Source organism: Enterococcus sp. C63 (genome assembly GCF_040887215.1).
In the GTDB taxonomy this organism is placed as follows: domain Bacteria; phylum Bacillota; class Bacilli; order Lactobacillales; family Enterococcaceae; genus Enterococcus_B; species Enterococcus_B hirae.
Map to the genome: position 1 here is coordinate 297,893 of NZ_JBFOFI010000003.1, position 20,399 is coordinate 318,291.

At 36.6% G+C, this 20,399-nt stretch carries 17 protein-coding genes; 2 read left to right on the forward strand and 15 right to left on the reverse strand.

Annotation, left to right across the window (positions count from 1 at the left end; translation table 11 throughout):
• Positions 1–43: 43 nt before the first annotated feature.
• The 3 genes from AB3H90_RS06790 to zapA all read right to left on the reverse strand — a co-directional run bounded on the left by AB3H90_RS06790 (position 44) and on the right by zapA (position 3,541).
• Positions 44–2,404 carry an endonuclease MutS2 gene (locus AB3H90_RS06790; protein WP_010718649.1) on the reverse strand — a complete coding sequence of 787 codons (2,361 nt, stop codon included), beginning with the start codon at positions 2,402–2,404 and terminating at the stop codon, positions 44–46.
• 129 nt (positions 2,405–2,533) lie between these two features.
• Complete coding sequence (locus AB3H90_RS06795) at positions 2,534–3,082, reverse strand: CvpA family protein (protein ID WP_010718650.1); 549 nt, start codon at positions 3,080–3,082, stop codon at positions 2,534–2,536.
• Positions 3,083–3,103: 21 nt separating this feature from the next.
• A complete protein-coding gene (zapA, locus tag AB3H90_RS06800) occupies positions 3,104–3,541 on the reverse strand; it encodes a cell division protein ZapA (protein ID WP_010718651.1) in 438 nt (145 codons plus the stop codon).
• Between the two features lie 221 nt (positions 3,542–3,762).
• On the opposite strand from zapA, the gene rnhC reads away from it, so the two are divergent.
• Positions 3,763–4,677 carry a ribonuclease HIII gene (gene rnhC, locus AB3H90_RS06805; protein ID WP_368016433.1) on the forward strand — a complete coding sequence of 305 codons (915 nt, stop codon included), beginning with the start codon at positions 3,763–3,765 and terminating at the stop codon, positions 4,675–4,677.
• Between the two features lie 266 nt (positions 4,678–4,943).
• Here the strand turns inward: rnhC and AB3H90_RS06810 are convergent, their stop codons facing one another.
• The 8 genes from AB3H90_RS06810 to AB3H90_RS06845 form a co-directional block, all read right to left on the reverse strand.
• Complete coding sequence (locus AB3H90_RS06810) at positions 4,944–7,256, reverse strand: glycosyl hydrolase family 18 protein (RefSeq protein ID WP_368016434.1); 2,313 nt, start codon at positions 7,254–7,256, stop codon at positions 4,944–4,946.
• Positions 7,257–7,806: 550 nt separating this feature from the next.
• Positions 7,807–10,356, reverse strand: coding sequence for a hypothetical protein (locus AB3H90_RS06815; protein WP_368016435.1), 2,550 nt, complete (start codon positions 10,354–10,356; stop codon positions 7,807–7,809).
• A 276-nt stretch (positions 10,357–10,632) separates the two neighbouring features.
• Positions 10,633–11,205: a TetR/AcrR family transcriptional regulator gene (locus tag AB3H90_RS06820; protein ID WP_010738025.1), complete on the reverse strand. Its 573-nt coding sequence runs from the start codon at positions 11,203–11,205 to the stop codon at positions 10,633–10,635.
• 21 nt (positions 11,206–11,226) lie between these two features.
• Positions 11,227–11,898, reverse strand: a complete 672-nt coding sequence (locus AB3H90_RS06825) for an ABC transporter ATP-binding protein (protein ID WP_160231516.1) — start codon at positions 11,896–11,898, stop codon at positions 11,227–11,229.
• Positions 11,899–11,910: 12 nt separating this feature from the next.
• Positions 11,911–12,981 carry an ABC transporter permease gene (locus AB3H90_RS06830; protein ID WP_368016436.1) on the reverse strand — a complete coding sequence of 357 codons (1,071 nt, stop codon included), beginning with the start codon at positions 12,979–12,981 and terminating at the stop codon, positions 11,911–11,913.
• 262 nt (positions 12,982–13,243) lie between these two features.
• Entirely contained in the window at positions 13,244–14,350 is a 1,107-nt protein-coding gene (locus AB3H90_RS06835; RefSeq protein ID WP_034699072.1) for an alpha-hydroxy-acid oxidizing protein, read from the reverse strand.
• A gap of 308 nt (positions 14,351–14,658) precedes the next feature.
• Positions 14,659–15,450: a PhzF family phenazine biosynthesis protein gene (locus AB3H90_RS06840; protein ID WP_010738028.1), complete on the reverse strand. Its 792-nt coding sequence runs from the start codon at positions 15,448–15,450 to the stop codon at positions 14,659–14,661.
• A 1-nt stretch (position 15,451) separates the two neighbouring features.
• Positions 15,452–16,417 (reverse strand): ornithine cyclodeaminase family protein, encoded by a 966-nt coding sequence (locus AB3H90_RS06845; protein WP_368016437.1) that lies wholly within the window; start codon positions 16,415–16,417, stop codon positions 15,452–15,454.
• A gap of 91 nt (positions 16,418–16,508) precedes the next feature.
• Here AB3H90_RS06845 and AB3H90_RS06850 point away from each other — a divergent pair, with 91 nt between their 5' ends.
• Positions 16,509–17,903 carry a PLP-dependent aminotransferase family protein gene (locus tag AB3H90_RS06850; RefSeq protein WP_010738030.1) on the forward strand — a complete coding sequence of 465 codons (1,395 nt, stop codon included), beginning with the start codon at positions 16,509–16,511 and terminating at the stop codon, positions 17,901–17,903.
• A gap of 181 nt (positions 17,904–18,084) precedes the next feature.
• Here AB3H90_RS06850 and AB3H90_RS06855 read toward each other — a convergent pair whose 3' ends face one another.
• The 4 genes from AB3H90_RS06855 to AB3H90_RS06870 are packed head-to-tail and all read right to left on the reverse strand — an operon-like array spanning position 18,085 to position 20,301.
• Positions 18,085–18,333 (reverse strand): hypothetical protein, encoded by a 249-nt coding sequence (locus AB3H90_RS06855; RefSeq protein ID WP_010718662.1) that lies wholly within the window; start codon positions 18,331–18,333, stop codon positions 18,085–18,087.
• 23 nt (positions 18,334–18,356) lie between these two features.
• Positions 18,357–18,644, reverse strand: a complete 288-nt coding sequence (locus tag AB3H90_RS06860) for a hypothetical protein (protein ID WP_342081869.1) — start codon at positions 18,642–18,644, stop codon at positions 18,357–18,359.
• Positions 18,645–18,688: 44 nt separating this feature from the next.
• Entirely contained in the window at positions 18,689–19,909 is a 1,221-nt protein-coding gene (locus AB3H90_RS06865; RefSeq protein ID WP_368016438.1) for a hypothetical protein, read from the reverse strand.
• Positions 19,906–20,301, reverse strand: coding sequence for a DUF1310 family protein (locus AB3H90_RS06870; RefSeq protein WP_010738034.1), 396 nt, complete (start codon positions 20,299–20,301; stop codon positions 19,906–19,908). Before AB3H90_RS06870 ends, AB3H90_RS06865 begins: the two co-directional genes overlap by 4 nt.
• Positions 20,302–20,399: the final 98 nt, after the last annotated feature.

The following is a 20,399-nucleotide window of genomic DNA, read 5'->3' on the forward strand; positions in this document are numbered from 1 at the left end:
TTTCTTGATTCGAGACGAGCCTTCTGCTTACATTTAGTAAGTTTTATTTAAATTTAACGATCGTCGCCCCATTACCGCCTTGGTTAGCAGGAGCAAATTCAAAACTTTTGACACTTCGATGATTTTTCAAGTAGTCGGTGATTCCTTGACGCAAAGCTCCGGTCCCTTTTCCATGTACGATCGTTACTTGGGGATAGCCAGCAAGGATCGCTGAATCAAGGTATTGGTCAACCTCACTCAACGCTTCTTCATAGCGTTTGCCACGAAGATCTAGTTGGTTCGACACGTGACTAGCTGATTCAGAACGTACAGCATGAATGACCCGCTGTTTTGGTTCCTTTTGTGGAGCAACGGGCGTTAATTCACTTTCAGAAACATTCATTTTTAAAATCCCGATTTCCACTTGCCATTGCTCCCCGTTTTTACGTAACAAGGTTCCTCTTTGACCATAAGTTGTCACTAAAACTTCGTCGCCTGGTTTCAATGTTTTTTGTTCTTTGGCTTTTTTCAACACTTTATTTTTTTTCAGTTGTTCTTCTTGATGTAAGTTTGCCAATTTGGTTTTCGCATCAATCAATTGGTGCTCTTTTACATTTCCTTGTCCTACTTGTTGTTGCATTTTACGAATATCTGCAATGATTTTTTCCGCATTTTCTTGTGCTTCAGAAACTAATTCATTAGCTTTTTTCTTGGCTTTTTCGATTTCTTTTTCTCGTTCTTCAAAGAAATAGCGATACGCCTCTTTTAAGTTTTCATATAACTCTTGTGCTTCATCAACGTAGTGGCGCATTTCTAAATACTCCGTTTCAGCCATTTTTCGTCGATTTTCTAAATCAGCGATCATTTCATTTAAATCTTGGCTTTCGTCATTCATCAATTGTTTGGCTTCATTGATGACTGATTGATCTAATCCTAAGCGGCTAGAGATTTCAAATGCGTTACTTCGCCCTGGTACACCAATCAACAGACGATACGTTGGACTAAGTGTATCAACGTCAAATTCCATACTTGCATTGATTGTATTCGCCCGATTGTATCCATAAACTTTTAGTTCTGGATAGTGTGTCGTAGCCATCACATAAGCCGATTTTTTCCCAAGATCGTCTAAAATAGCAATCGCTAAAGCTGCCCCTTCTTGGGGATCTGTTCCTGCACCTAATTCATCAAACAAGACTAAACTTTTTTCATTCACATGTGCTAAGATATCAACGGTGTTTGTCATATGGGAAGAAAATGTTGAGAGACTTTGCTCGATGGATTGTTCATCACCAATGTCAGCAAATACTTCCTCAAAAATACCGATTTGACTTTCTTCATCTACAGGGATCGGTAAACCCGATTGCCCCATCAATTGTAACAATCCTAAAGTTTTTAAAGTGATCGTCTTTCCTCCAGTATTTGGACCAGTAATCACGATCGCTTGGTACTCTTTCCCAATACTGATATCATTAGCCACCACTTTTTCTTGATCAATCAACGGATGTCTTGCTTGTTTTAAAATGACATGATTTTCTACACTGATTGCAGGAACGATGGCTTTCAGTTCTTTCCCAAAACGTGCTTTGGCGTTCATCAAATCTAGTTTACCGATCACGTATGCGTTATGAATGATTTCATGTCGATGAGGAACCAGTTCAGCAGAAAGTTCACTTAAAATACGTTGGATCTCATTACGCTCTGCAATTTGATACTGTCTCAAGCGATTATTTAATTCAACGATCTGCTTTGGTTCAACGAATAATGTTTGACCAGAAGCACTTTGATCATGGACTACCCCACCAAAGACACCCCGGTATTCTTGCTTGACAGGAATCACATAGCGATCATTTCGCATGGTAATGATCGTATCACTTAAGTATTTGGCGTTTTTCCCCCGAACAATGCCATCTAGTTGTTCTCTTACCGTTTGTTCACTTCGACGAATATTTTGACGAATGATTTTTAATTCAGGGGAAGCATCATCTGTTACTCGCCCATCTTCATCGATCGACTCTTTTAAACGTCGATTCAATTCGGGGATCGTCACCAATTGTTCTGCCCAGAAATAAAGACGTAAAAATTCAATTTCGCTATCTGCTAAATCAGCAAAGAATCGTTTTAATTCACTTGTAGTCGATAAAACACGTGCAACTTGCGCTAATTCGAGTCCATTTAAATCAGCACCGATCTCAATTCGTTTCATATGCGGCCGAATGTTTTCTAACTTAGGAATAGGGATTCCCCCACGTAACCTTTGAACTTTTAAGCCATCTTCTGTTTCTGCTAACCAATCTGTTAATTTCTCTTGTTGGTTGATCGGCACTAACTTTGCGAGTTCTTCTGTTCCTTGCGCGGTTACCACAAACTGACGAACAAGCTGTTTCACTTTTTCAAATTCTAATGTTTCTAGGATTCGATTATTCACGTTATCACCCTAACTTTCACTAAAAGAAGTTGTCACATTTCGCATTGACTCATTGGTCTTTGCTGTCCTGTCACAACTTCGTTTTTTTCTTTCACTACTTACTGTTACACTTTTACAAAAAATTTTTGATTAGTTTATCACATTCGTTATCCATAAATCATGGATTTTATTGGTTAGAAATGGTGTCTGCTCTACGATAAAGCGGGCAAGACTATTTCCACTAAATTGTTTTTGAACGATATCTACTGGCACAAAAGTCAATAAACTCAAGAGCAAAAATATCGTGACATAGGCAACGATTAAAGATAAGATGCCTCCCGCAAGCCAATCGACTTGTTTTAGGATCGGAATATAGGTCAAGCTATGAACAAAAATCCCGATAAAACGAGTAAGCAATCCTCCGATAAATAAAATCAGCAAAAAGGCGACTCCTGCATAAAAAGCTTCATCTAATCTGAAAGAAAATGTCTGATCAAAAAAGACCATTTGGGAATTAGATGTTACCGCAGGATAAGGAATATATAATTCCAGACGACTTGCTAGATCCTTATAAAAGTGCTGTGCTGCCATAAAAGACAAGATATAACCGATCGTATAAACGACCTGCATAGAGAATCCTCGTCTCGCACCTGAAAAAAATGCAAGCAGCAAGATAAATAAAATCAAAAGACTTAACATGTCTTATTCCTTTCTCTTTCATCAATTTGAAGATTTTTGTTTGATTTGACCTTTTCTTTTTTCATTTAAAATTTGTTGGGCTTCCACATGATTCTTGATTTCTCGATCTGCTTGTCCGTTTTCTTTCAACACTTCTCGTGCTTCGTTTTCAATCGCTTCAATTCTTTTGATTCGATTTTCCATTTCCACAAATTTGATCATTTTTTTCTTTAAATCTGCTACTTCTTTTTCAAGTTCGAGATTTCTTTCTTGCTTCTTCAATTGATCCGAGAGCGCATTGACAGCCATTAAGATCGCTGCTTGTTCATTATCGATTTGCGGAGACAAATCCTTCAATTCTTTTAGTTGTTCATTGATCAAATTTGTCACGATATCCATATGGTGCTTTGTTTCACGTCCAATAATCGTGTAAGTTTGGTCGGCAATCACTGCTTTATAGCGTGTTTTTTCGTGCGCCATCCGAATCATTTCCCCCTATTGATAAAATTATTATCTAGTGTACCATGAAATTAATGATTTAACAGTTGTACACAAATTTTCTTATATTTACCTTATCATTATATGATAAACTTTGAAAAAATGCTATGTCTCGTCCCCAACTGAACGACAAGGAACTATTGAGGGATCTTTCATCTAACAAGCATCTAAATTTATTAATTTAACTAAACTGGAGGTACATAATGAGTAATATTATCATCAAAGTAACGACTGCCCAAATGGAAAAAATGAAACAAGCTTATCTTTCTTATCTTTTACCTAAAAAAATTCCTTATACCGTATTTGCCGCTAAAAAAAATGGCACGACCATCACTGCATACACCTCAGGAAAAGTCATGTTCCAAGGTGCAAATGCCGAAAAAGAAGCAAGTCAATGGGGCGAAGCAGCTTCAGCAAAACCCAAATCTGGAAAAACAGCTGCATCTTTGCCTAAGAACATCGAATCTTTATCTGTATTAGGAAGTGATGAAGTGGGAAATGGGAGTTACTTCGGTCCATTGACAGTTTGTGCTGCTTACGTGGCCAAGGAGCAACTAACACAACTAAAAAAACTAGGCGTTCGTGATTCAAAAGAATTAAAAGATCCTCAAATCATTCAATTGGCTAGTATCTTAAAAAAGACGATCCCTTATCAACTTTTAGTACTCGAGCCTAAAAAATATAACGAGATCCAACCGAAATACAATGCTGTGCGTATGAAAGTTGCTTTGCATAATCAAGCGATCCATCTACTGCTGAAAAAAATTGCTCCTGTCAAACCAGAGGCAATCTTGATCGATCAGTTTACACCAGAAAGCAATTATAAAAAGTATGTCCGTTTGGAAAAAAATCAAGTGCAAGAAAAACTCTATTTTGTGACTAAAGGAGAACAATACCACTTAGCGGTAGCTGCGGCATCGATCATCAGCCGAGCAAGTTTTCTAGAAGAATTAGCTAAAGAATCAGCAGAGATCGGTCTAGAGTTACCTTCTGGCGCTGGAACAAAGTCGGATCGAATAGCTGCAAAAATCATTGAACAAGGTGGCGTTGATTTGTTAGCAAATTATGCAAAATTACATTTTGCGAATACTGAAAAAGCAAAAAAAATGAGTTTATGATATCCCTTTAACGCTTTATTCTAAAAATAATAAACGTTGTTTCAGAAATCATTCTATAGGAATGAAGCGTTGAAGCAACGGTCATAAGACCTCTTAAAACAGGCTATCCAATTGGTCATTTGACCTTAAGAGCATAGCCTGATCTTTTAGATAGCATAAAAACTCCCATCACAGTAGAATAGAACTTTTTTCCACTGCGATGGGAGCCAATTAATTAGTCCCAAACGTTAAAACTTAGTATGTTTTACCCATTAATAACCAGCAATTTAATCAATCAACTCCCAAGGTCCCCATTGTTCAGTACCTGGTTCTTCCCCGCTTGTCCACCATTTCGCTTGATAGTTTTGCCCTTTATGAGACACCTTATCACCAGCTTTGTAAATATTTGTAGCACTCCATGCTTCATATTTTGATGAAGATGTGCTATCTAGTGTTGTTATACTCAAAGGTTGACTGTGTTCTGAAACATTACCAGAATGATCAAACGCTTTTACAGTATAAATGTACGTTGAACCAGCCATTAAATATTTGTCAATATAATTGGTAGTAGCTGTTTGACCAACTTGTTGTCCGTCACGATAAACATAATATCCTGCTACTCCTTTATTATCCGTCGAAGCGGTCCAGTTCAATGTCACGCTTGTCTCTGTCACATTTGAAGCTGTCAGATCAGTCGGAATAGATGGTGCTTCTTTATCTTCTGGATCTGGTGTTGGCGTTGGTGTTGGATTAGTTGAATCCTCTCCATAAATCGTTTGTTGCGAGATATCTATACCGGCTTTTGTAATTCTTTGTGCTAGATTTATAGAAGCAATATGATCAACGGATACATCAGTTGCATTTGATTTTAATCTAAACGTATATGTCTCCCCTGGTTTAAGCTCTTTTCCTTCATAAACCCCACTTAAATCGATCGTCACCGTTCCATTTGAGGTTGAAACCTCGCCTGCTTTGTAATCACCACTACTAAGAATTTCATTTGAATTCAACGCTAAAGTGTATCGTGGTAATTTAATTGTCTTGTGAGAAGATTCAATAGCTGATAAAACGTCCGAATTTTCATTTAGTGTTTCTTTATTTTTGATGACTAATTCATACCCTTTTGAACTGTTTTCAGAATAAGTAGAAATCCCTACCTCGACATTTAGATCACTTGATACAATTTTATGCTCTGGAAGTTTTTCTGTACCAAACAACCCATTTTTGATTGCTTTGGTCAGTTCATCTCTTTTCGTACTCGTTGTTGGCTTATCTTGCGATTGCATCCAAGAGATTACACCACCTAATTCATGCTCTTTCACATATTGCGTTTTGTAATTAATTGATTTTACATTGTCATAGGTAAAGAACTCTTTTGAAACTTCGCTGTATAAAAATGGTGCTTTGGCTGTATCATCCCAATATTCTTTTAGAGTCGGGATTTTAGTTTTTAATTCATCAATGTTTCGGTAGGACCAAACTCCACCTGCTCGGCCACCATCCCCAAGTGCCAGAGAATGTTCATTGTCCGCACCATATGTCGGCGTTTGATCTGCATCTTTATTGCTTTTTTCAGCAGGTTGGAATAATCCAGGAGTATTTGGGTCTGTCCCTTTAGCTACTTCATTCCACCCACGAGTATAGAAAGCTGCACCAATAACGATTTTTTCTGAAGGAGCCCCATGTTCTTTCAAAAAGCGAACGGTCTGATCAACGGATAATCCATTTGCATAGTTCGGGTCGTTAGGATTACCATAAAGTGCAGTATGATGACCACTTGTTGCACTCCAAGCACCATTCATGTCATAAGTCATCATATTCGCAAAGTCAACTACTTCAAATAGTTGTTTGATGTCAATTCCCTTGTCCAACATTCCTTGGGACGCAGGTAATGCTACAGAAAGTTCATAAGTCTTACCTAATTCCACTCCTTGTTTATCGATCGCCGCTCGAATATCTTTTAATAGTAAAATATAATTTTCTTTATCCTCTGGTTTTGCGTTAGGTGTTCCTTCATCATTTTTGTTGTCGACACGATCAGGCTCACGAACATCTGCTGGATATTCCCAATCAATATCAACAAAATCCATGTTGGTATATTTTAAGAATTTAGTAATGTTTTCCACTAATTTTTTTCGTTTCGCAGGACTAGCTGCAACTTCAGAAAAATCACCCGATTTTGACCATCCACCTAATGACACGCCAATTTTTAAGTTTTTATTTTGTCCACGCAAATTTTGAAGCGCATTCAACAAACCAGAAGCAGCATTTCCCCATCCGACTTCTGCTTCACCTGCTGGCACGCCTACAGCGGCTTCTTTATCTGTAAATTTCAACTCACCATTACTATCAAAATCCAAAAAGGCATAATTTAAATGCGTCAATTGGTCTGCGGCAATATCTTTAGGATAAAATTCTTGTTCTCCTCCCCAAATCGACCAATCACCATAATACATCACATTACGATAAGACGCTTTTTTTGTAATTTCCTGTGCTTCTTCAGCATGCACATGTTCTTTGTGGCTGAATAATGGCGTTGTCAGAGAAATAACAGAAGAAAATAACATTGCTGCCAAACTAATTTTTTTCAACTTTTTCATTTTTAACCCTTCCCCTCTTTTTCTATACGAACTCCCCTAATAAAACTTATTACCCATAAAATAAATCAGTTATTTTTAATAAACAAACCTCCTAAAAAACAAAAAATGATAACCCTTACAAAACAAGGTTAACATTATCTTATCAAAGCATCAAATGATTTGATATTTTTGTATTGCATATTAACATTTATATATTTATAGTTATCTAAAATAACTAATAAATATCCCTATTCTCTTTTCTCTTTTTCATCTTTTTTTACTGCTTTATTTAAAATAACTATTATTTTTTATTTTTATATTTATAAAAGAACAAAAAAAGCATTTCGCCAAAATAAATTGGACAAAATGCTGCGAATCTTTTTATGTATGATTTGTTCATTTTTGAATGTATCCTCTTAGAGTTGGATCTTCCTGATTCTTTTCGTTTCATCATTAACATTTAACTGAAAACTTTTTCAACGAAATTGACGATCATATTTAATCTGCGATTCCTGCTCTCTAAAACAATTTAATGTACGTAAGTATCGTTTAGCCGATTTTAAATATTCAGCTAGTGGTTTTTTTCTCCAAGATAAGTATAATAATTAGCTAACACGACTCTTTTTACCTCGTCTTTAGTGATGGTCTCTAATTTTAGCTTTTTGATGGTTTCTTTTGCAATTTTAACTGGCATTTTTTGTAAGAAAAAGTAATTGACCAGCGCATGTATATGTCCCCCCTTGGATCGGTTCTCTTTGATTAACTCATCACAACGTTTCCTTATGTCCCTTTTCCCTTTGTTGATCTCATCTGCTGAGAGTTTACCATCAAAAATCGGTGGAAATAATGGAATCTCATAACGATCACTTAATCGATTACTGATTCTTCTACTTGCACCTATGGAAATCAATGTATTTTCTATTTCTTTCCTTTGCCAGAGCCAATCATCCTTTTTTTGTACGATATGATCACAATACTTCTCAATGATGCTCACCTTTAATGCATCTGAAGAAACCGGCAAAGAAAAATCAAACGCATCAATCACATGAAGTGTTTCCTTTAGTGGTCTCTCTGTAAATAATAGAAAATGAACAATAGCCTTCATTCCTTTTTCATTACCTAAATCCTTTAAAAACGAGTGACAACGATTCAACTGTCCAGATAAACGTCCAGTTTTGGGGAATAACTCTTCATTTACATGGTTATTGATCAATGTAACTAATTCTTGATTCGCCCCCCTTAAGGCAAGGGCATTTTCACTTGATTTTTTCCACTCAATGAGCCCTAATTTATTAAAAGATGCTTGGCACTCCTTAACAAGTCTTACTTCTTCTTTGATAGTCAAATAACTATTATCAAGAACAACATTTACTTTTGAAGGGATTTTTGTAAAAATTTCCTCAAGAATATCTGGAGGCAGCTCTTGAAGCACGAGATAATTCCGTGTTGCCAATGGCTCAAAACGTTCACAACGTTGGACTACTTCGTCAATGAGTTTTTGAGACGACTTCATCTTCAAAGAAGGAAGCAAGGTGACATTTAGTATCTTACTCAATTGATCGATCTGCGTTCGATTCATTCCTCGTAAAACAAGATATTCCTCACATTCTTTCTTTCCAACAGTTCCCTCAGATCCTATCAACATCGATTGGCACTTGTACACTTCCTCGAATTGTTTCTGTAAATAAAATTTATTGATAGTTTTAGGAAACCTTAGATCTCTAAAAATTTTATCAACATACTTGGGCGCTATATTTTGTAACAATAAGTATTTTTGAATCGCTACAAAGCCTCTTTTTGGTCCTAAGTCTTCTAAAAAAGAATTGCACCGATCAACTAATGTGCTAATTGCCCCTCTTTTAGTCATATCTATCATTGGGAATATTGATTGATCGATGTATTCATTCATTTGATGAAGCTGTTGTAAACTAGGATAAGTTAAAATAAAATAATTCTCGAATTTTTTTCTGCCCATTTCTGATCCCGATTCTCGAACAAATTGGCTATATTTTCTATATCTAGTTAAACAAAAATGGAAATTTTTTCGATCCTCATCATTCATAGAATCTTTTATTCGCTCTATGACTTCGATATTGATTGCAGGAGGGAAATCTTCCAACATAAGGTAATTATTGACTGATTTAACTCCATTTACTTTGTTTGGATACCAGTAATTTAAAAAACTTTGGCAATATTTGACTGCTTTAGTTATTTTCTCCTCCTTTGATAAAGGTTCATCTTTCAAGGAAGGCAATAAATTGATGTTTAAAATTTCTCCTATCCGATTGAAAAATTTACGATCTACTCCTTGTAGAACTAGCCGATTTTCTACTTCTGTTGCCCCCATATTATTACAATAGAGCGTTTCAACGAGAAGATCTTTATACTCTTTTTGATTGATTGTCTTGGGTAATTGAACTTCATTAAGTATATCCTTTGCTCTGTCTGCTGATGTATTTTGCAACAATAAATAATATTGAACAGCTAGTAATCCTTCTGTCTCACCGAAATCCTCTAAAAATACATTACATCTTTTGGCCGTCAAAGTAATTTGTTTAGAGTATCTGGAATTCTCCCATGTAGGAAACAAAAATTCTCCAATTGTTGCACTTATTTTGTTGTATTCAGATCGAGGAAGTTCATTTAAAATGAGTTGATTTTCAATTGCTTTTATCCCTTCATTTGTGCCATATTTGACCAATGTTTCATTGAACTTTTTATGTAATTGTTTTTTCTTTTCTATCTTTTTAAAAAATCCATGTTTGTTCACAGTTCCCTTAAAAACTAGTCCTTCAACAATTTCTTTAGTCAATTCTGGACTCAGGTCATGTAACACAAGATAATTTGTAATAGCTTTTTTTCCTATCGCACTATTAAAAACATTTAGTAGCGATTGACAGTATTGAGTGGCTTCGTTAACTATCTCTTGCTGGGTTTTATTCTTAACTATTGGTAAGAAATCCACCTTCTTGATTTGACTGACTGTCTCTATAGACTTTCGATTTGCCCCTTCCACTAATAAATGGTGTTCGATACTTCGTTTTTCATCTATCTCTTTGATTTTCTCTAATAAATAGTAAACATAACTATCCCTATCCAAATAGAACAAAGTTCTTTTCATTTCTCTTTCCCTTCTCGTTTATTCATTGAGCTTAAGTATAAAGTGGAAAATAGGGAGAAACGTTCCTTTTTTTTCAAAAAAAAAATTTATTGAAATCCCCTAATAGAAAAGCCGCTTCAACTAACGAATGAATCCCATCCGCAACATCAACACAAAAAAACGGCGTGCAAGTGTTCGTTCTTTGAAATGGATCTGATGTTTTGGAGACAAATGGTGTCTCAAAAGCATCAGATCCATCCAATCGAACAGAGCTTACACTACCGTTATTGTCACAAGCTAAACAATAACCCCATTTAAGTAAAGATCGATCAAAGTCGCCACATCAAAAGGCTGTTCCTCTGAATGACCAGATTCAGTAATATAAGGGGCTAGCAAAAGGAAAAAATGTTTCGCTGCCAGTTCCTGTGTGACGTTTTTTCGTAATAGTTGTTGATGATTGGCAAAAATCTTTTCAAAAGGTTCCCGATAATTCTTTTTCCATAAACAAAACAAATGATTTCTTGTTTCAGCTGAAAGATTGAGCTTCAAATCATGCAGCATCATAAACAAATCAATGAGATGGGTTTCGATAAGATATTCAGCCATCTTAGTCAACGTTTGTTGAAAATCATCGGCACCCGTTGCGGCGATCTTCCTCAAATCGTCCCCTACTGTTTTCAAATGTTGTTCCAGAACTGCCTGGTAAAGTTTTTCTTTGTCACTAAAGTAATGATAAAGATTGGGTTGAGTAATCCCGGCGTTCTTAGCAATTTCACGAGTAGAAGTGCCGAGATAGCCTTTTGACATAAACAAATGATTGGCTTCATGTAAAATCTTTTTTTGCGTGTCTTTATTATAGCGATGAACCACATACACACCTTCTTTTTATGCTTATTCTTTTTTTTCTTGAAAAACACCGTCTTCCATCATAAACACTTTATCACATTTGTCAATCAGGCGTGTATCATGGGTGACCATAATGATGGCTTTATTTTTTTCTTTCGATTCTTTCGCTAAAATATCTACGACTTCTCTTGCTTTTTCTGAATCTAAACTGGCTGTTGGTTCATCTGCTAAAATAATGGACGGATCGTTGTAAAGCGCTCTAGCAATGGCGACTCTTTGCCGTTCTCCTCCTGATAATTCTTCTGGATATTTATTGACCAATTCGGCAACACCTAACTGCTCAAATAGTTCATTCGCTTCTTTCTGACGATTCTCATGTTTGACTTTATCCACTAATATCAATTGCTTTTTGACCGATAAAAATGGAACCAAATTAGACGCTTGTAAAATAAATCCGATTTCCTTAAAACGTAATTTTACCCGCTGATTCTCAGGTTGAGCACTAAATTCTTGCCCATTGATCAAAACAGACCCTTTACTAGGTGTTTGTAAGCCACCTGCAATGGTCAAGAAAGTACTTTTTCCTGAACCAGAAGGACCGATAATCGCAACAAATTCGCCTTTATCTACACTGACATTGGTTTTTTTCAGTGCGTGGACGATTTGATCACCATCTTTGAAATTCTTTTCGACATCTTTAAATTCGATTGCTTTCATTTTTTTCATCTCCTAACCAATTGCCTTCAACGGATCGATTTTTACAATTGCTCGTACCGAAAACAGCGCACCTAAAATGGCGACCACTAACATCAAAACACTGATAACTACGAAAAATAACCAATTACTTTGAAAAGGTACGGTATCTGGTAATAGGAACGAGGTCCCCACTGTTCCCAACAAACCAAGACCGATCCCAAAGAATGAGAGTAAGAAAGTTTGGGCCACTACTGAGCGAGCGATAAACCCTCCTGTCATTCCTTGCGCCTTCAAAACACCAAAAATATTGATTTTTTGCATGGTCAACACATAAATGAAAATTCCGATTACAATCGCTGCAATCACGATCAAAAAGCCGATCATAAAACCAAAAGTGAGTACTTGCGCACTATAGCCAGGTAATTCATTGATAAATTTAGAAATGCTGATTTTTTCAAGATCATTTGGTAAATCATCTATCTGTCCTCTAACAACCACCGCGTTGATTCGAGCATTCTCACTTGTATCTGTTTTTTCAAAACGAATTTCTTGGTAAGCATCAAGAGTTGTATATAAAACTGGCGATACATTGAACTTCGCATTTTCGGTAAATCCAGTTAATCGAAAGGTTTTGTCACTACCAGAAAGTTTAACTGTATCGCCAATTCCTAGACCATACTCTTCTTTTAAGCTAATATCACCCACTGCTTCATCGTTCCCAACAAAGGCCTTACCTTCAACAATATTAGGCATGATAAATTGATCTGGATCAATACCAAAAAAACTCACATTGATTTTTCCTGCCTCATCGTTGTCTTTACTGGTTACGACCCCTGGTGTTTGTGCTAAGTAAGCCACCTTATCCCCTTTTACTTCTTGCGCTGTCTTTTTCGTGATCATTGACATCCCTAGGTTCGTATTGGCATCTTTTGACAGTACAATATAGTCTGCCTCCCACTTATCGACAGCCGTTCGGTTATCTTGTGCCAGTCCATACGCTAAACCGGTTAAAAAAAAGACCAAATATGCAATTAAAAACATCACCCCAGCAACCAACGCATAGCGTAATTTTGAATGTATGATTTCATTTAATGCTAAAAACATCTAACTCCTCCTTTAAAAGTTTATCAAACAATAATACAAGTTTATCACTTGATAAATTTTTAGAGGAATAATCTGCTCACAAAAAAACGGTAAGGCTAAATAAGTTTGCCTTACCGTTTGATTATCGCTATAAAACTGGTTAATATCTTGTTGAAATATTCTTTCCTAAAACAAGCACAGTCGTTCAAAAATGCTATCCAAAATCACTATCTGTTCCTGCTGTTTTGCTACTTAATCCCTATTGATAAACCGATTTTTTGTCTTAACACATGAAACGATTTTCTCTCAATTTTGCGTTTTTGATGTCTTCAACAGTTTGAGTTCCAGCTAATTGCATGACCATTTCAAGTTCTGTTTTGAAAAAATCAAATACTTGTTTGATTCCTGTACTTCCACCTAAAGAAAGTCCATAAATGGCTGGTCTACCAATGGCAACTAAATCAGCTCCTGAAGCAATCGCTTTAAAGACATGTTGCCCTCGTCTAACACCGCTATCAAATACGATCGGTACACGTTTATCCACAGCTTCAGCTACATAGCGTAATGAATCAAAAGAAGCTGGACCCCCATCTAACTGTCTACCACCATGATTGGAGACCCAAATCCCTTGTGCACCAGCATCAAGAGAACGATACACATCATCTTCTGATTGCACCCCTTTGACATAAACTGGCAACTCTGAATGGGTCGTAATAAATTCGATATCTTTTGGACTTAATTTTTGTTTAGACGATTTATAGACTGCATCCATCGTTTGACCGACTCCCGATTGGTAAGCTTGAACGATTGGCATAGGCAACGGAAAAGTAAAACCATTTCGCCGATCTGTTTCACGATTTCCGCCAACTGTTGCATCAGCTGTTAAAACAACCGCCTTTGCTCCGTTTCTTTTTGCCATCTCCAAGATATCCAAGTTGATCCCATCGTCCTTACTCATATAAAACTGAAACCATTGAGGAGCTTCAGGACCACCAGCTGCTCTAATTTCTTCCAAGGTACAAGAAGCGTAAGAACTAGCTGTATAGATCGTTCCAAATTCTGATACTCCTTTAGCCGAAGCTTTTTCAGCTTGTTCATGGGCTAATCCATGCGCTGCTACTGGTGCCATAATGATTGGTGCGGCTAATGTTTCATCAGAAAAATAGGTCGTTGTATCAGGTAATTCCACATCTTTCAAAACATGAGGGATAACCAATTGATGATTAAAGGCTTTTTGATTTTCTCGATAAGTAAACAAATCCCCTGCACCACTACTGATATAGCCATATCCACCACTAGGGATTACTTGAGTAGCTGCTAATTCCAGATCTTCCATATTGATGAAATCAATCATCCCTTCATGTGTACCAGCTTGATAAACTTTTTCCATAATAAAGCCTTCTTTCTCTCGAATTAAGAACCATGAATTTTATGATAGCGTTTGCATTATTATCGTACCTCTCAAAAATGATACAGGCAAATAATCTGTTTGAACTCTAGCAGTAAAGTAGTAGTAAAATAATAGAGAGATTTTCTAGAAAAGCTTCAATATTATGGTTGAAAAGAAGAGACTAAGCCAAAACCTGCCTCAGCCTCTTCTAGTATCTCTAAAAACAGGCTTACTTCTATCCTCTGGAAATCGCCCTAGAAGAAAAAGGTATAGATTGTCAGAGGGAACTCCTGCTTCATTTGCGATGCTTATTTTTCTGGAATATAAGCTTCTCCTTGAGCGAATAGCACTGCTTCTCCACCAATCATGATCCTCTCCCCTCGTAACTCACAATCAAGGTAGCCACCTCTTGGTGAAAGCTGATGGGCAATCATTTTTTTCTTACTTAATTTATTTGCCCAATAAGGAATAAGATTGGAATGAGCAGAACCGCAAACGGGATCTTCATTGATCGTTAATTTCGGGAAAAATGTACGAGAAACAAAATCTTCCTTCTGACCACGTGCGGTTACGATCACGCCAACGCCCAAATCAAAATTTTTAATAGCTGAAAAGTTTGGTTGCAACTGTTTTACGGTTTCTTCATCTGTCAGTTCAAAAAATAAATCTCGCGCTAAATAAGCAGCTTTGATTTTTGCACCGATCGCTTTTTCGTATTCAGGTAAAATTGCTACTTTTTTAGGCATGATACTTGGAAAATCCATATAGTAAGTTTCTTGTTGTTTTGTCACAAGAAGTTCGCCACTTTGACTAGTAAATTTGATTGTTTCTTCCTCTACCCCATAATAATTGAACAAAACAAACGCTGTTGCTAAAGTAGCATGTCCACATAAGTCGATTTCACGATCCGGAGTAAACCAACGTAACTCATAGTGTTCCTCCTTTTTGACAGTAAATGCTGTTTCAGATAAGTTATTCTCAATAGCAATTTTTTGCATCACCGTATCTGGTAACCACTTCTCTAAAACGTAGACTGCTGCTGGATTCCCTTTAAACACTTCTTGTGTGAATGCATCAACAACATAATAACTTAACTTCATTTTATTCAGACTCCTTAACTTTTTGATAAATATATTCTGCACAACATAGATCTTCAATCGCTAAGCCAACGGCATCAAAAATCGTGATTGTTTCTTGTTGGTCTTTTAATAATCTTTTTCCTGAAACCAATTCACTTAACGAGCCTGAGATCGCTGATTCTGATAATTCTCCTTCAGCAATCGGAATCAGTAGATCGCCACTTTCTTTCATTGCAGCTTCATAATCATCGACATAGATGGCACTGCTTTTCATCAACTCACTAGTGATTTCACGTGTATCTGGTGTAAACGTACCAATAGCATTGATATGCGCACCAGGAGTAAGCCATTCTTTTTTCAAAAACGCCTCTTTACTAGGTGTTAGTGTACAAATGATCTCAGCTTGTTCCACTGTTTCTGCGAGTGTTTCTCCACTTGAAAATTCAATTTCCGGGTATGCTGTTTGCATTTCCTCAATAAATTGTTGACTTCTTTCTTTACTCAAGTCATAGACAGATACTTTATTGATTGAACGTATAGCACAGATCGCATTCAAATGCGAGCTTGCTTGTTGTCCAGCCCCGATTAAAGCTAATGATGCCGCTTCTTTTTTCGCCAATATATCAGTGGCTAAAGCGGAAACTGCAGCGGTACGAATCCAAGTGACTGCATTCGCGTTGATTAGCGCTACAGGTACACCGTTTTTAGAATCAAATAATAGAATTTCCCCCAAATGTGAAGATAGTCCTTGTAAATGATTATCAGGAAATGCAGTAATGATTTTTGCACCAAAATAACGATCTTTACCAAGATAAGCAGGCATCATCGCAAAAACATTTTTGTTTTTACCATCTGGCAAAATCTCTACCATACGTGTATTTTGACTAATTTTTCCTTCGCCATAATCGCTAAAACACTGACGCATTACTTCAATTGCCTCTTGAAAATCTAATCGTGATACTGCTTCTTCAAAATCGGTTTTTCTCATAAAAATCCCCCCCTCACGTCCATATATTATCATTGAATTATATACATTCAATAGTATAATTGTATGGAATACAATTTTAGAGGTGAATAAAATGCCCATAAATTCTTATGAAGATTATCCGATCACTTGGCGACCTGATAAAACAAAATTAACACGCCCCATCTATAAATCTCTGATCCAACAGCTAGAAGAAGATATTCTTACAAGTAAGTTACAAAAAAATACCCAACTTCCTTCTCAGAGAGAATTAGCCGACTATTTAGATATCAATTTTACAACTGTCGGTCAGGCCTATAAATATGGTATTGAGAAAGGTCTCTTGTACACCAATATTGGAAGTGGTACGTTCGTTTCCCCTAATGCTTTTACTTCAATCACGATTTCAACTAATCAAGTAGCTGAGCATGTGATTGATTTTGGATTAGTTAGTTCTTTTGAAGACTGCAACCATCTTGTCCTGCCTTTTATCCATTCAGTCAGTCTCAACCCCAATATCGTGGGTTTATTGAATTATCGTGACCCTATGGGAACCAATTTTCAATTAAAGACGGCAGTCGAGTGGTTACAGACTCAAGGGGTTCAAACAACGATTCATCATACCGCAATCGTTTCTGGTGTTCAAAATGGTCTTGCTGTGACACTTGCCGCCTTTTTTTCTCCTGGAGATCGAATCGCTATTGATCGATATACCTATTCCAATTTTATTGAGTTAGCGCATTTGTATCACTTAGAAGTAGTTCCGATCGATTTCGACCAAGAAGGAATGAAACCTGAATTATTGCTACAAGAGTGTCATAAAAAGAAAATAAAAGGGATTTATCTGATGCCTTCTTGTAATAACCCCATTGGTTTTCAACTGTCTCTCCAACGGCGTAATGAATTGAAAGCTATTATTTCCAAAGAAAAGTTATTAGTTATTGAAGACGATATTCATTCTTTCTTAACAACCCATTTTCAACAACAAGTTTTGCCACCGTTTCAACAGCTGCTACCTGACCAAACCATTTACTTGTCAGGAATGACCAAATTCATTTGTTCAGGTCTTCGTGTAGCCTATCTTGTATTCCCAGAACGTTTAAGAGAACGAATTGAACGTGCAATCTTTAATATAAACGTCAAAACATCTGGTTTAGATGCAGAAATCATCACTCAAATCTTGCACTCACCAGAAACAGTTCAGAAAATCTTAACAACAAAATTAAAACGAACAGCCGAAGCAAATGACTGCTTTGATGCGTATTTTGATTTACCTCGTCCTTCGAATCCTTATCCTTATTATCGAAATATTCCGATCCGAGCCGATATTTCTCCCTTAGATGTAGAACAACATTTTTTGAACAAAGGGATAAGAATCTATCACTCGAATCGCTTCACTAGTCAACAACAAGCTGATCCTTTTATCCGAATCGCCTTATCATCCAATCATTTGGAAATTTTAAAGAAAGGATTACGGATCATTAAAGAAGAAATCGATGCTTATTTATGATTTTTTAGTTTCTATTCTTAGGTATACTCAAAAAATCATTCAATCACTGGCAAACAAAAGAAGATCCATCACTCCCTTGATTTAGAACGTCTTCTCTTGCTATTGCGGTTCATCATTGAATCGATCATTTACTCGTAGTAAAAAAGTTTAGCACAACTTCATGCTCAACTTTTTTACTTCCTTAAGTAAGCCATTCGAATTGATTCGCCGTTCTTTCGATCACTTGGATAGCTGTCTTGACCCATGTTCCTTTAGAAACGTGACTTAAATGACTTGCATAACTTGTAGTCAGCTGTTTCAACGTTTGTTTCTTCTGTTGAAGCGTTAGCTTAGTTAACTTTTTTCTATTTTGCGATGTGGCATGACTTGGTGTTGCAACAATAAGCCGAATGAGTTGTTTTTCCAATGTTTTTTGTAATTCTTCAAACATGTTTTTCTCCCGTTTCGTTTTTATTAGTTGTTAGATTCTTTCTCTAAAGTGGAATACTTCTCTACTAATGGACATTTAATGCGACATTCGATCATTCTTTTCTCTCTGCGAAAAATCACTTCTGCCTCTTCTTTGCTATCATTTAACAAACGATAGAACTGTTTTCTGTGGGGGGAAACATCAAAAAACGAAAAATCATGGAATTGGTTTGCTACTTGATCTAAGTAATAATCAAATTTACTTTTTTCTTTCTTTAGTTGGTCGAGTTGATTTTCTAATTGTTTTTTTTCTGAATATAACTGTTTTTCCATAGGTTGAGACTGTCCTTCACCTTTTTTTCCATAACCCCTCCATTTTATGAAAGATATTGGGACAATGTTTTATCTGTCCTCACCTGTTCTTCAACGGTGGTTACTATCTGTTTCAGCAGCGTATCTAATTCATATTGGACCTTTTGCAATAGGGTTAGTTGTTGTTCATAGGTAGCCACTGGTTGACGGACTAGTGTGTACTCTGTCACCTGATTTTCTGCCAGAATAGTCATTTTTTCGGTATCATTCAAATGTTCACCCCAGCGGTTCGTATCCCGTTTCGTTTGGCTCCAAAGAAGATTAGCCTGTTCAATCTCCTTGTTTAGCCACTTGACCACTGTGTCTATCTCAGATTGAATCGCTTGTTTGTATCCCAAGGTAATCGTTCTCGCTTGCATCGCATCTAAAAAAATCTCTTGTGAAGAAGAAATTCCTTTATCGCTGTGACGAATTTGATGATGAATCTCAGCGAGCCGATCCAACTCTTTGCTTGTTTGATGTTTTGCTAATTGGATAATCCCTTTAGACTGTGTCACTAGATTCCCATCTTGATCAAATAAATAACCGCCCAACATATGCTGTTTGCCCAACTTCACTTTTTTAGATGTTACTTCAATTACTGTGCCCACTTGTTTTTTTGTCAGTGAATACCCGATTGGTACTAAATCTCTTGTGTCAATAAAGTTGAAAATCTTTGCTTCATTCGTTAATTTATCTGCCGCTGCTTGTTGTCTGGGATTTAAAATACTGTAAATGTTGGGGCCTTGGTAGAGATATACCCCCTCTAGCCGATCATGAAAAGCAGTCGGCAAATCTGAAATAGCATATTGTCCATTCATTGAACCTAAAGAATGGCCGTATACTGAAACTTTGGCATTGGGATACATTTGCATGGTTTCTTGTAATGTATGAGCAGCAGACTTTAATTGCGGCATCGCAGTTGCTCCTCCTGCATTGATCACTTGGACAGCCGTAGGAAGATTATTTACTCCCCAATCTCGCCATACATCTCCAGGATTTACCAGTATTTTATTGATCCCTATCGAGCCTTGATAAAGGATAGTTATCTGTTTCACTTCTTTTGGCTTTTGCACTTTTGGATTTCCGTCGGTAATGATAAAACTTTTTTCTCCACTTTTTTTGTTATCTATTATCTTTGATACATAACCATATGTTTGACGATTCACTGAAATTTTTTTGTTCACTTCGAGATTCATATAGCTTTGGCTTATCATTTTTATTCTCTCTTCATCAGTCATACTCATAACTGATCCGCTCTCTCAATCAGCCTATCTAGTTTTTCTGAGAGAACTAATCCATCATTCACTAATTGGTTCCTGCGCTCATTGACTACCAATCCTAATGTTAACTCTTCATCTTGATTAATGATCAATTCAACGTTGATTCCTCCTAAACGATTAGGTTCAATACTTTCGTAATCAATTTCATACGAATGGACGATTCCTTCAGCTGCTAATGCTTTGGGATCTAACCGTTTTAACTCAGATTCGATCAGTTGCGCTACTCGGTCACTCTTAATCATATTGACCATTTCTTCATTAAGCTGCTTTTGTTTCATGTACACAATCCCTCCGATTATGATTACTGCTATCCCTAAAATTTTCATTAAACGATACAACATGTTTTGTTTTTTCATAAATCCTCTTCCTGTTTTCTATCTATTTGACCAACACGTTCGTCATTCTCTTTTCATAATAGAGATACGCAAGTACTTGAAGATTTTTGTCAGATAAA